Here is an 11,345-nt window from a genome sequence, read left to right as displayed (position 1 = left end):
CGGTACTAGCTCAGTTGGTAGAGCGCGACCTTGCCAAGGTCGAGGTCACGAGTTCGAGCCTCGTGTACCGCTCCAATTTCTAACCAAAAATGCGGTACTAGCTCAGTTGCTAGAGTGTTGAACGCGACCTGTCGCGCACCAACGTAAAATAACTAAAGAAGTAAAAATGCGGTACTAGCTCAGTTGGTAGAGCGCGACCTTGCCAAGGTCGAGGTCACGAGTTCGAGCCTCGTGTACCGCTCCAATATTTTTATCCCTTCAAAATATCTACATTAAAAAGCATAATTCAAACCTTTATTACCTAATTTTTCCTATTTGTAATATTCAGCATTCAGGCTTTGATTATTTGACGTTATCACTTTTGCGCAGAGCCAGCTTTTCATTAATAAAGCGATATTTTATCCTGAGGTCGTATAGTTGAATTAAGAGGGGGGGGGATACTTTTTGACTGAGAAGTTTTGAAATTTGAGTTAAAGCAGCTCACCTTGAATAGTTGCTATAATGCGCCTTGCGCCACCAACATCTCGGTGCTCGCCTAAATAAATACCCTGCCAAGTTCCTAAAGCTAAGTATCCATTTGAAATTGGAATACTTAACTCACAACCAAGTGTGCTGGTTTTTATGTGGGCAGGCATATCGTCGTCGCCTTCATAATCATGACGATAATAAGGCTGTCGCTCAGGTACAAATTTATTGAAGTGACTTTCCATATCCATACGCACAGTAGGATCGGCATTTTCGTTAATCGTTAGACTTGCTGATGTGTGTTGAATAAATAAATGCAGTAAGCCTACTTTGTAGTGGGCAATTTCGGGGAGTTGGTTTAAAACGTCATCATCAATTAAGTGAAAACCCCGAGAACGAGGTTTTAGTGAAATTGTTTTTTGTTGCCAACTCATAGTGTATCGAAACTAACTTCTATATTGGCTGTGCCAGCGTCGCTACTAAATGGCATTATGATTTTTTTGCCTTGGCTTTTATGTGTTATTGTATGGCCCGCACCTGAAACAACAATAGGTGTAGCCATATCAAAATCAAACCCTTTTTCGCCTAACAGGTTTTTTGCACCACCGGTTACCATATTAGTGATTTCACCCACCATGTCTGTGACTTCTTCATTAATAGTGTCTGGGCGCTCGCCAAGCATACGTTCCATAATTGTAAGAGCTAGACTTTCGTCAAATGTGATTGAGAACGACCCACGCGTTTGCGGGCCAACCATACCAATTAAACCAGATACATCGCCACAGGCGACTTCATCAGTTTTAATGCGCGGTTTACCAGGTTTCAACTGTGTTTGTGCCATGGTGCTTAACACGTTGATTAATGATGATAAAAAAGGATTGATAAACTCTACATTCATACTGAATACTCTTAAATTTGTGCTATTGAATGGCTACAACTTACTAGTATAGCCATAAAGAATTATTTTGTTTTTATAAAGCTCTGCAAGACTCACATTTACCATGAGCTTCAATTGTTTGCCCTGATACTACAAACCCACTTTCTGCCGCTAAGTTGTTTAGCTCATGAGAGATAACGGTAGAGTGAAGTTCTTTAACATATCCGCAGTTGTCGCAAATTAGCAATTGTACGGGATGAATATGATCAAAATGATGACACAACATAAATGCGTTGGTGCTTTCAATTTTATGAATAAATCCTAGTTCGGCTAAAAAGTCTAATGCACGATAAATAGTGGCTGGCTTGGCACCAGACTCAGTGATTTTTAGTTGTTCTAGTAGATCATAGGCACCTACACCGCCTTGTGCACTGGCTAATAAGCGAAATACTTTTTCACGGATAGGCGTAAAACGAGCGCCACGGTTTTCACATACTTGCTTAGCTTTACTAACTAGTGATTCTATATTCATCATTCTCTTATCCTTACGCTACCATGATATACTAACATACTGTGTTGTAGTTGCAGTGTTTTTATTAGGCGCTTTTTATTTAGGAAACCCCGAAATGAACGAATTATTAGCCATTTTTATCTTCTTTTTTGCGGTGATAGACCCAATAGGAACTGTACCTGTATTTATCGCAGTAACCCGAGGAGAAGATGATAAATTTAAGCGCAAAGTCATCTTTAAGGCCGTTGGGGTATCGGCTGTTGTGCTGCTATTTTTTGTTGTAGCTGGTGAGCTTTTATTAAATGCGATTGAAATTCCATTGTCGGCTTTTCAGATAGCGGGCGGCATAGTACTACTGCTTTTTGCACTGTCGATGATTTTTGGTGAAAGCAAACCCGAAACAGAAATAAAAAGCGTACGTGACAGCACTGAAACAGCCATCTTTCCATTGGCTATTCCTTCAATCGCGAGCCCAGGCGCTATGTTAGGTGCTGTGCTTATGACGCGTAATGAAGAGTTTACTTGGATTGAGCAACTGATGACGTCCTCGATGATGCTTGCTGTTTTGGCTTTGGTACTCATATTACTTTTACTTGCAACACACGTGCATAAAGTTATTGGCGATAGTGGCGCGAGTATTATAAGTAGAATAATGGGACTTATTTTAAGCTCTGTTGCAGTAACTAATATTTTAAATGGTATTGCGCATTACTTTGGTTTGCAGGTATATAGCTAATATTGCTGCTAGTCGGGGTTTTGTGTAAAATGCGCCTCCTTTAAACGCCTTGCTTTTATACCCACTTGGGTTTTACATTTGGATGAATATATTTTGGATAAACCAACTTTAAACAGACGCTTTTCTGTCGCCCCAATGCTTGATTGGACTGACCGTCATTGTCGTACTTTTCATCGTAAAATGACAAAGCACACCGTGCTATACACAGAAATGATCACCACGGGCGCTATTTTGTTTGGCCGAGGCGATTACTTGCATTTTAACCAGCATGAGGGACCTGTTGCATTGCAATTGGGTGGTTCTGATCCTGAGGCATTGGCAAAATGTGCAAAGCTTGCCGGTGAGCGTGGTTATGATGAAATTAATTTAAACGTAGGTTGCCCGTCAGATCGGGTTCAAAATGGTCGCTTTGGCGCGTGTTTAATGGCCGAACCCGAATTGGTTGCTCAGTGCGTTGCGGCAATGAAAAATGAAGTTAGTATTCCGGTGACTGTCAAAACGCGCATTGGCATAGACGAGCAAGATTCGTATGAGTTTTTATGTGCGTTAATTGAAGCAAGTAATAAAGTAGGCTGTGATGACTTTATTATCCATGCGCGCAAAGCATGGCTAAATGGTCTAAGCCCTAAAGAAAACCGTGAAGTCCCGCCACTTGATTACCCGCGTGTATATCAGCTTAAGAAAGATTATCCGCAACTCGATTTAAGTATTAATGGCGGCGTGAAAACGATTGAACAAAGTCTAGAGCATCTTCAATACATTGACGGGGTTATGGTTGGGCGCGAGGCCTACAGTAATCCGTTTATGCTTAACGAGGTTGATGAAAAAATTTACGGCGATACAGCTAACACGCAAACCCGTCATGATGTTGTGCGCTCTATGTATGATTACATTGAAGAGGAAATGCGATTAGGCGCTAATTTTTGGCATGTTGCACGTCATATGCTGGGTATTTTTCAGGGGCAACCTGGTGCGCGTGGCTTTAGACGTCACCTTTCAGAGAACGGCCATGGCAAACAGGCTGATTTATCTGTAATGGATAAAGCACTTAGCTTTGTTCCCGAGTAATTTTTTCAAACGTAATATATAAAGCCACTTATACAGTGGCTTTTTTGATCCTAAAAATTAGTCAAAAACATAATTTATTGGCCAATTATACTTAGCACTATTCAGTGTGTGGTCATTTTAATCTTATCTTTTTCATTTCAACTCTTTGATAATAAGCTTCTTTTATTAATATAAAGTGACTTGGCATAACTCTTGGAATCTACTCGTTGTAATTAATTAAAAATCAACAGGAGAATACAATGGGAATAGTTAATCGCGTAAACGATGTTATTCAATCAAATATAGTGGCAATGCTTGATAAAGCAGAAGATCCTCAAAAGCTTGTTAACTTAATGCTTAACGATATGCAGGATGCATTAAACGAATGCCGAAGCACAGCCGCTGCGCTTTTATGTGAAGAAAAAGCAATTACCCGCCACCTTGATACTAAAAAAGCAGAGCTTGCGACATGGCAATCTAAAGCTGAGTTAGCAATTGAAAAAGGACGTGATGATCTTGCAAAGTCAGCACTCATTTCTAAACAAGCTGTAAGCGAAAGCATTGAAAAGAAACAAGCCCAACGTGAGACTTTACAAGAGTCTTTATTAAAAATTAGATCTGACTGTGAACGCCTTCAACAAAAAATAGCAGAGGCAAAAACAAAGCAAGCTCAACTAGCGCAGCGCCATGATGTAGCCGTTGCCAGGTCGCATATAAATACTCAGTTAAATAGCGATAAAGTAGCTCATGCACTCTCTCGTTTTGAGCAAATAGAGCAACGTGTTGAGGGTATTGAAGCACAAGTCGAGGCGTATGAGTTAACTGATAAAGCTAATTCGACGGCAACTCAAATCGAGTCACTTGTTAAAAACGAAAAAATTGATACAGAGCTGGCTAGTTTAAAAGCACGCTTAAATGTTAGTTCTAAACAAAGCGTCTAGGAGGAATTATGAGTCGATTTAATCATCAGCGTGGTTGGTTTAAAGACACGCTAAATAAAAAGATATCTGGCGTATGTAGTGGCTTAGCTTACCGATTAGATTTTCCGGTGTGGGCAACACGTTTGGTTACTATTTTACTGTTTTTAAGTTTTCCGTTTGTAGTTGCGCTTAGTTATTTTATTGCGCATTGCTGTTTAGAAGAAAAGCATATTAAGGAATTTTAAAATGAAAGCTATAGCTGTTTGTATACTCATTTATTTGGTGTTTTTTACTAACTCATTCTCATTTTTAAACTTTGACACGTGGCAGTTTCCATTGTGGATTGCAGATATGAGCTGGGTTGGTGTTGAATTAGTGAGTGTACTTATAGCCATTGTAGCCGTTGCCGCAATTGCTGCGTTAGTGACTTTAGGTTTGATTGGTGCAGCAGCAGTGGCTGTTATTGGTACTGTTTTGGCTTTGCTATTTGGCTCAGTGATGATTGCATGGCCATTATTATTTATTGCCGTATTGTGCTGGTTAGTGGCTGATAACAAAAAAGTGGTTTCTTAATCCTTAATTTAACTCACTATTCCCCGTTAACTATGTTAAATTTAACGTGTGATATTACGTTTTTACAAGGATTAAAATGATGACAAAATTGTGTTTATCTTTTGTGTCTGCATTGGCTTTTAGTTTTTTTTCGTCATCTTTGGCTGCGCACTCTGGCCATAACCATTCAGCCAATACCGCACAACTTGAAGTAAGTAACGCGCAAGTTAGAGAGTTCTTACCTGGCGGTAAGGCAAGTGCCGCCTACCTAACTATTTCTAATCATAGTGGTGTAAATGCAACATTAACAAAGGCCAGTATTGACGGACTAGCACGTGTTGAAATACATGAGCATGCACATGTTGATGGTATGATGAAAATGCAAAAGGTTGAATCGGTCGTTGTGAAAGCGCATGAAAGTGTCGATTTTCAGCCTGGAGGCTATCATTTAATGGTATTTGAGCCACAAGAGCCTTTAAAAGCAGGGCAAGAACGCAAACTAACGCTATATTTTAGTGATGGTAATCGCTTATTTACAAATATTGAGGTGGTTACGCTAGAGTCGCAAATAAATAAAGCTAAGTCTTCAGCACAACATTCTCATCACTAGGAGTTTACATGTCGCAACACAAAGGAAAAATAGCAGGCATTATAGTTATACTGCTTATTATATTTTACGCCATTGCCGTTTACTGGAGTACTGAGCCTTCACGTTTTGATGTGGTTGAAAGTGCAAAAGAGCAAGCGCAACTTCGAAATGAAACGATGGTGACGGGTTACATTACTACATCAACACTTATCACTGTTGCAAATACGCTGCTTGATAAGCCAGGCGGATATTTATCAAACGACGTTATACCACCTAGCATTATTATGGATGATATGCCTGCTTGGGAATATGGCGCACTTGAAATGGTTCGTGATTTATCACTTTCTATGAGAAAAGATTTTAGCCGCTCTCAATCGCAATCAACTGAACACGAAGCGCTTAAAAAAGCACAACCTCAATTTAATATAAGTTCTGAAGCTTGGGCGTGGCCAAGTGCTGAGGGCGAGTACCAAAAAGGGATTGATTACTTAATTGTTTACCGTACGCAAATGGCTCATCAGCATGAGCGCGATAGTCAGTTTTATGCCCGCGCTGATAACTTACGTAGTTGGTTAAAAGAAGCTGAAAAACGTTTAGGTAGTCTAAGCCAGCGTTTAAGTGCAAGTGTTGGGCAAGATAAAGTTAATACTGATTTAGCTGGTAATTCTTCAAATAAGCAAGCAACGCTTGCTCCATTGCAGCAGCAAGTAAGAACACCATGGCTTGATATAGATGATGTGTTTTATGAATCTCGTGGTGCAACGTGGGCGTTACTGCATTTTTTACAAGCCGTAGAGTATGACTTTAACGATGTGCTTGAAAAGAAAAACGCACGCGTTAGCTTACAGCAAATCATCCGTGAACTTGAAGCCACGCAAGAAACCGTGTGGAGCCCACTAATTTTAAACGGAAATGGTTTTGGCTATGTTGCTAATCATTCTCTTGTTATGGCAAATTATATTTCTAGAGCCAACGCGGCTTTAATCGAACTTAGCGAACTATTAGCGCAAGGATAAAAAATGAAAAAGTATTGTTTAGCAGCTGCCTTATCTATGGCATGTTTAGCACCTGCAGCTCAGGCTGATACCCTATTAGGTTTATATGTAGGTGTTGATGGTTGGCAGTCGGATAATGAAGGTCAGCTTTCTTACAAAGCAAATGCACCTCAAGATTTCAACTTTGAAGATGAAACATACATAAGCTATTACGCCGCGCTTGAGCACCCGGTGCCATTAGTACCTAATCTTAAATTAAAGTATACAGAACTTGAGCTAAATGGCTCTACTGTACTAAATGATACGTTTAGCTTTAATGGTTCAGACTACGTAGTGGGTACAACCGTTAATTCTGTAAGCGATTTAACGCATGTAGATTACATTTTGTATTACGAAATATTTGATAATGACCTGATTTCTATCGATTTAGGTCTAAACGCGAAGCAGTTTGACGGTGACATCATTGTTAATGGTACAACGCAAGATGGCGGCGCAAACTTTACTGAAACTGTTGAGTTTTCTGGTTTTGTACCACTTGCATACGCGCGTGCAGAAGCAGGCTTACCACTTACTGGTTTAAGTGTGTTTTTTGAAGGGAGCCTTTTGGCAATTGACGATAGTAAAGTGCAAGATTATCAAGTAGGTGTTGCTTGGGAACTTGTAGATAACTTAGCTGTAGATATTGCTGTTAAAGCGGGTTACCGATCAATGGTATTAGAGCTTGACGATATTGATGATATTACTACTGATATTGACGCATCGGGTCCGTTTGCAGGTATTCAGATTCATTTTTAATTAGTGCCTTCTAATTAAACAAAGCGTGGCGTCCTATTTTGTAGGATGCCACGCTAAATCAAACTCTCCCTCTAGTGCCGTGTTTACCAGCTGCTTATATACTTTATTTACAGGAAATCGTATGAGTTTAGATAGTTCATCGCCGGTTTGTGTGAATTTGTAATAGCTTAAAACCAAATCACTATTTTTTGCTTTAAGCGTCACCTTTTGAGATAAAAACGACAACGTGAGTTCTTGGCCAGCTTTAAGCACCGCAGATTCGATTTCTTTTCTGTAAAGCAAATTCAAATCCATTAAAGTTAAAATATCAGGAAAGCCTATTCCTGTTTTACCTAAATTTAATGACACTTTATTTCCCTTACGAAGTAGGTCAAATAAAGACGGTTTTTTATAAAAGCCAAGTAAAATAAAGTGGCTATCGTCTTTTTCATTATAACCTGACAAAGACACGCATTTTTGCAAAGAGTCGGCTTCGCGCTGAGTCATGTGTTTTAGTGTTTGTAAGCTTTTAATTGAAAAAGTCCCCGGGCTTAATGTTTCACCGGTTAAAATTTTTGCCCACAATGCTTGCATAGAGCTATTTGAGGTGTCCTCACATAAAGCAATAAAGTGTTCAACCCAATCTGCATCAGGGTGTTTATTGCTAGCTACATCGGGGCAAAACTCCATTGCTTTGGTTAAGATAGCTTCTATATTTTGTTGGCGCTTAATAGCCAGTAAATCTTGTCTTTGCTTTGCGCGAGTCAGCAAAGGGTGTTCGCTATTTATATTGTACTGCGGTTTTACTTGCCCTTTTGTATTGTAACTTTGTTCTGATGATGGCGAAGTGTCGTTGTTGGGCACCTTAGTCACAGGGTAGCCAAGTAACGATTCTATTATATTAGCTAGATTAATCCGTGCTTGTGCTGTTTTTACTGTCATGGCTATTTGCTACGCTTTGTATATCGCTTAATTGTGCTACGGTTTTTAAATTATTTAACCCAAGCTCTAGAGTGTTATTTAAAATATACTCATATACGAGTGCCATATAGCCTGAAATGAGAAGAGTCGTTGATTGTCCCTCAATATAACAGGTCACGATATTGGCATTTGCCTGCGGTGAAAATGTGAGTGTGCCTTCAATAATGTGTTCATTATTTAGCAATATGTTGAACGACATTTCATCATCACTTAGGGAGGTTATAGTCATTTCACCATACCCCCATTTTCCTACCCATGATTGATGAGCGCCTACACCAGCGCCAGGTTCATTAACAATAAACTCAATGGTGGGGTCTACTTGCTGCCAAGGTGACCATGTGTGCCATTGGTTAAAGTCTGCAACAAGTGTTTTTATTGTGCTGGTATTTGCATTAATTTCTAAGTGTTTACTTACACGATAATCTTGAGGCAGCAGTAATCCGACTACGACTATTATAAGTAGTAAAACTAATACGTATTTGAACAGTACTTTTAATAATTTAATAACCATACCTTTGGTAGTTTTTTTAACTATATATGTAACAACTTTTTGTTAATCGACTATAGTATGAATTAGATCATAAGCCAAAAACTAAATTTATAGCTTTTTAAACATTACGTTAGAATATTTAAGCATTAAGCAGTACCAGAAAAAGGGTAAATATGTCGTCTGAACAAAATGATTTTCTATTTTTAGACCCACAGCAAGACGACGAAATAGTTGTTGAGCCATCTCGTTATTGGGATATTTTAATTGTAGACGACGACGAAGAAATTCATACGGTTACAAAGCTCGCATTATCTGGGTTAGAATATGGTGGTGCTAGGCTTAGGTTTCATCACGCATATTCTGGCGCTGAGGCCAAAAATATACTTACTCAGCCCAATGATATATCTGTTATTTTTTTAGACGTTATTATGGAAACTGACGATGCCGGCTTTCAGGTGGTTAAACATGTCAGAGACACTCTTAATAACAAACGCGTTCGCATTATTTTACGTACGGGCCAAGCCGCTAATATCCCCGAAGAAAAAGTTATTCGTGAATACGATATAAACGATTACAAAACTAAAACAGAGCTGACACGCTCAAAACTTGTGACAACGCTTATTGCTGCTATTCGTTCTTACGAACAGATATGCCTACTTGAGTATCAAGCGCAAGCGATGAATACTATTTTATCTGCCTCTAAATACATTTTGGGGCAAACAGATATAAAAGTATTGTGCAATAAAGCACTTGAATTTATGGGGGTTATTTTAGGTTGTAAATCTAACGGATTAATTTGTACCAAGCTTGATGGTGAAAATTTTATTCAGGTTCTGGGCGGGTGTGAAAAGTACGAAGAATATTTTGGTGAAAAATTAGTTAATGTTAACCAAACTGCGTTATCTCAGGTTGAGGCCTGTTTTGGACAACTCACTCATCAATATACAGATAACAGCATCACCTTTATTTTAAAAAGTAAGCACCGCAAAGCTGCTTTATATATTGAGAGTGGTGGAGCACCGACAGATATTCAACTGCAGTTTGCTGAAATATTTTTAACTAATATTAGTATTGCGCTCGATAATATACGGTTGTTTGTAAAGCTAAGAGATGCAGCTTATAAAGACCTACTCACTGGTATTTCAAATAGAACTGATTTTATTGAGCGCATAGATGATTTTCAAAACGTCAGTGAAAACAAATATGTGTTTGTTTTGTTAGACGTTATTAACTTCTCAGATATAAATGATGGCTTAGGGCAAGATGTAGGTAATAAGCTACTTATTGCTATTGTTGAGCGTTTGAGAGCAATTGTCCCCACAGCTCAATTACTCTCTCGTGTAGGTGCTGATGTATTTGGTTTTTTAATCCCAAAAAGTGAATTTGTTTTAACTGATTTTAATGAAAAGTTAAGTCCGTCGTTTTCTGCTGCGGAACATGTGTTACCCATCGATTTTAGAATTGGCTTATGCCAACAGCAAGACTTTCAAGGCTCTGGTTTAGAAACATTAAAAGTGGCTTATATTGCTTTAAATCATGCTAAAAAAATAAAGCACAAGGAAGGTGTTTATTACAGTATTGATATGCAAGAAAAAATGGAGTGGCGATTAGGTTTAATTAGACAGCTGCGCCATGATTTTGCCAGAGGGAAGCTCGAAGTATGGTACCAACCGCAGTTATCGTTTGATGATTTGTCATTAATTGGTTGCGAAGCTCTTTTACGCTGGCCGTTGGAAAATGGCACCTACATTTCACCCGCAGTGTTCATACCTTTAGCTGAAGACGCTGGACTCATCGTTGATATAGGGCAGTGGGTGTTAGAGCAAGCGTGCCAACAGCAAAAGCGATTAGAAAATGAAGGAACTGAAATATGTATTGCTGTTAACGTGTCGGTTCCGCAATTTAAAGTTAAAGGGTATGCGCAAACAGTAAAAAATACCTTACTAAAATACGGTGTGGACCCAAAAAACATTGAGCTTGAAGTCACTGAAAGCGTAGTAATGGATGAATTAGACACGGTTATTAATACTCTGAGGGAGCTTAAGGCGTTGGGTATTGAAGTTGCTATTGATGACTTTGGCACAGGGTTTTCTTCATTAAGTTATATACAAAGCCTTCCTATCGATAGACTAAAGATTGATAGGTCGTTTATTAAAGATCTTAATAATGGTGATACCGGTGCCGTTGCTGGATTAGTAATATCGTTAGGTGCAAAGTTAGGTTTAAAAACAATAGCAGAGGGTGTTGAAACGCAGGAACAAGCTAAGTTTTTAAAAGACTTAGGATGCGATGAAGTACAAGGGTTTATGTATGCTAAACCTATGCCTGAAAACAAGTTATTAGAGTTCATTAGTAAACGAAAAACATAGATAGTTATAGGCTTAGTGTTAAAGGTATTTCATACGTTG

General features: G+C 38.9%; 14 protein-coding genes and 1 tRNA gene. 10 read left to right on the top strand and 5 right to left on the bottom strand.

Going from position 1 to position 11,345, the window contains the following annotated elements; all coding sequences use genetic code 11:
* Window positions 1-168 precede the first annotated feature (168 nt).
* A tRNA-Gly gene (locus R0J88_RS06805) sits at window positions 169-244 on the top strand.
* A 226-nt stretch (window positions 245-470) separates the two neighbouring features.
* Here R0J88_RS06805 and R0J88_RS06800 read toward each other — a convergent pair.
* The 3 genes from R0J88_RS06800 to R0J88_RS06790 form a co-directional block, all read right to left on the bottom strand.
* Window positions 471-899 carry a secondary thiamine-phosphate synthase enzyme YjbQ gene (locus R0J88_RS06800; protein ID WP_006792076.1) on the bottom strand — a complete coding sequence of 143 codons (429 nt, stop codon included), beginning with the start codon at window positions 897-899 and terminating at the stop codon, window positions 471-473.
* Entirely contained in the window at window positions 896-1,363 is a 468-nt protein-coding gene (locus R0J88_RS06795; protein WP_006792077.1) for a chemotaxis protein CheX, read from the bottom strand. Before R0J88_RS06795 ends, R0J88_RS06800 begins: the two co-directional genes overlap by 4 nt.
* A 73-nt stretch (window positions 1,364-1,436) precedes the next feature.
* Window positions 1,437-1,874, bottom strand: a complete 438-nt coding sequence (locus R0J88_RS06790) for a transcriptional repressor (protein WP_410899474.1) — start codon at window positions 1,872-1,874, stop codon at window positions 1,437-1,439.
* A 94-nt stretch (window positions 1,875-1,968) separates the two neighbouring features.
* Between R0J88_RS06790 and R0J88_RS06785 the strand changes: the two genes are divergently transcribed.
* From R0J88_RS06785 to R0J88_RS06750, 8 genes are all read left to right on the top strand, one after another.
* The gene (locus R0J88_RS06785; protein ID WP_006792079.1) at window positions 1,969-2,589 is read left to right on the top strand and encodes a MarC family protein; all 621 of its coding nucleotides are present in this window, start codon (window positions 1,969-1,971) and stop codon (window positions 2,587-2,589) included.
* A gap of 93 nt (window positions 2,590-2,682) precedes the next feature.
* Window positions 2,683-3,657 carry a tRNA dihydrouridine(20/20a) synthase DusA gene (gene dusA / locus R0J88_RS06780; RefSeq protein ID WP_410899468.1) on the top strand — a complete coding sequence of 325 codons (975 nt, stop codon included), beginning with the start codon at window positions 2,683-2,685 and terminating at the stop codon, window positions 3,655-3,657.
* A gap of 239 nt (window positions 3,658-3,896) precedes the next feature.
* Complete coding sequence (locus tag R0J88_RS06775; RefSeq protein WP_410899467.1) at window positions 3,897-4,577, top strand: PspA/IM30 family protein; 681 nt, start codon at window positions 3,897-3,899, stop codon at window positions 4,575-4,577.
* Between the two features lie 8 nt (window positions 4,578-4,585).
* Window positions 4,586-4,801: a PspC domain-containing protein gene (locus R0J88_RS06770; RefSeq protein WP_008130273.1), complete on the top strand. Its 216-nt coding sequence runs from the start codon at window positions 4,586-4,588 to the stop codon at window positions 4,799-4,801.
* Window position 4,802: 1 nt separating this feature from the next.
* Window positions 4,803-5,129, top strand: a complete 327-nt coding sequence (locus R0J88_RS06765; RefSeq protein WP_008130274.1) for a hypothetical protein — start codon at window positions 4,803-4,805, stop codon at window positions 5,127-5,129.
* Between the two features lie 79 nt (window positions 5,130-5,208).
* On the top strand, window positions 5,209-5,718 hold the full coding sequence (locus R0J88_RS06760) for a copper chaperone PCu(A)C (RefSeq protein WP_410899473.1): 510 nt from the start codon (window positions 5,209-5,211) through the stop codon (window positions 5,716-5,718).
* A gap of 8 nt (window positions 5,719-5,726) precedes the next feature.
* The gene (locus R0J88_RS06755) at window positions 5,727-6,713 is read left to right on the top strand and encodes a DUF2333 family protein (RefSeq protein WP_010555652.1); all 987 of its coding nucleotides are present in this window, start codon (window positions 5,727-5,729) and stop codon (window positions 6,711-6,713) included.
* Between the two features lie 3 nt (window positions 6,714-6,716).
* Window positions 6,717-7,487 (top strand): TIGR04219 family outer membrane beta-barrel protein, encoded by a 771-nt coding sequence (locus R0J88_RS06750; RefSeq protein ID WP_305401584.1) that lies wholly within the window; start codon window positions 6,717-6,719, stop codon window positions 7,485-7,487.
* 33 nt (window positions 7,488-7,520) lie between these two features.
* On the opposite strand, the gene R0J88_RS06745 is transcribed toward R0J88_RS06750, so the two are convergent.
* Both R0J88_RS06745 and R0J88_RS06740 read right to left on the bottom strand, forming a co-directional pair.
* On the bottom strand, window positions 7,521-8,408 hold the full coding sequence (locus R0J88_RS06745; RefSeq protein WP_410899466.1) for a TIGR03899 family protein: 888 nt from the start codon (window positions 8,406-8,408) through the stop codon (window positions 7,521-7,523).
* Window positions 8,377-8,958 (bottom strand): SRPBCC family protein, encoded by a 582-nt coding sequence (locus tag R0J88_RS06740; protein ID WP_410899465.1) that lies wholly within the window; start codon window positions 8,956-8,958, stop codon window positions 8,377-8,379. Before R0J88_RS06740 ends, R0J88_RS06745 begins: the two co-directional genes overlap by 32 nt.
* 152 nt (window positions 8,959-9,110) lie before the next feature.
* Here R0J88_RS06740 and R0J88_RS06735 point away from each other — a divergent pair, with 152 nt between their 5' ends.
* On the top strand, window positions 9,111-11,306 hold the full coding sequence (locus tag R0J88_RS06735) for an EAL domain-containing protein (RefSeq protein ID WP_410899464.1): 2,196 nt from the start codon (window positions 9,111-9,113) through the stop codon (window positions 11,304-11,306).
* Window positions 11,307-11,345 lie beyond the last annotated feature (39 nt).

The sequence above is a fragment of the Pseudoalteromonas sp. SIMBA_162 genome (assembly GCF_046535955.1).
Lineage (GTDB): Bacteria > Pseudomonadota > Gammaproteobacteria > Enterobacterales > Alteromonadaceae > Pseudoalteromonas > Pseudoalteromonas marina.
The sequence above is the reverse complement of the archived record's forward strand: the minus strand, read 5'-3'. Positions and strand labels throughout refer to the sequence as shown.

Bases quoted from the DNA above. Each gene is read 5' to 3' on its own strand.
- R0J88_RS06800 (WP_006792076.1), bottom strand. From the start codon at position 899: ATGAGTTGGCAACAAAAAACAATTTCACTAAAACCTCGTTCTCGGGGT.
- R0J88_RS06795 (WP_006792077.1), bottom strand. From the start codon at position 1,363: ATGAATGTAGAGTTTATCAATCCTTTTTTATCATCATTAATCAACGTG.
- R0J88_RS06790 (WP_410899474.1), bottom strand. From the start codon at position 1,874: ATGAATATAGAATCACTAGTTAGTAAAGCTAAGCAAGTATGTGAAAAC.
- R0J88_RS06785 (WP_006792079.1), top strand. From the start codon at position 1,969: ATGAACGAATTATTAGCCATTTTTATCTTCTTTTTTGCGGTGATAGAC.
- R0J88_RS06775 (WP_410899467.1), top strand. From the start codon at position 3,897: ATGGGAATAGTTAATCGCGTAAACGATGTTATTCAATCAAATATAGTG.
- R0J88_RS06770 (WP_008130273.1), top strand. From the start codon at position 4,586: ATGAGTCGATTTAATCATCAGCGTGGTTGGTTTAAAGACACGCTAAAT.
- R0J88_RS06765 (WP_008130274.1), top strand. From the start codon at position 4,803: ATGAAAGCTATAGCTGTTTGTATACTCATTTATTTGGTGTTTTTTACT.
- R0J88_RS06760 (WP_410899473.1), top strand. From the start codon at position 5,209: ATGACAAAATTGTGTTTATCTTTTGTGTCTGCATTGGCTTTTAGTTTT.
- R0J88_RS06755 (WP_010555652.1), top strand. From the start codon at position 5,727: ATGTCGCAACACAAAGGAAAAATAGCAGGCATTATAGTTATACTGCTT.
- R0J88_RS06750 (WP_305401584.1), top strand. From the start codon at position 6,717: ATGAAAAAGTATTGTTTAGCAGCTGCCTTATCTATGGCATGTTTAGCA.
- R0J88_RS06745 (WP_410899466.1), bottom strand. From the start codon at position 8,408: ATGACAGTAAAAACAGCACAAGCACGGATTAATCTAGCTAATATAATA.
- R0J88_RS06740 (WP_410899465.1), bottom strand. From the start codon at position 8,958: ATGGTTATTAAATTATTAAAAGTACTGTTCAAATACGTATTAGTTTTA.
- R0J88_RS06735 (WP_410899464.1), top strand. From the start codon at position 9,111: ATGTCGTCTGAACAAAATGATTTTCTATTTTTAGACCCACAGCAAGAC.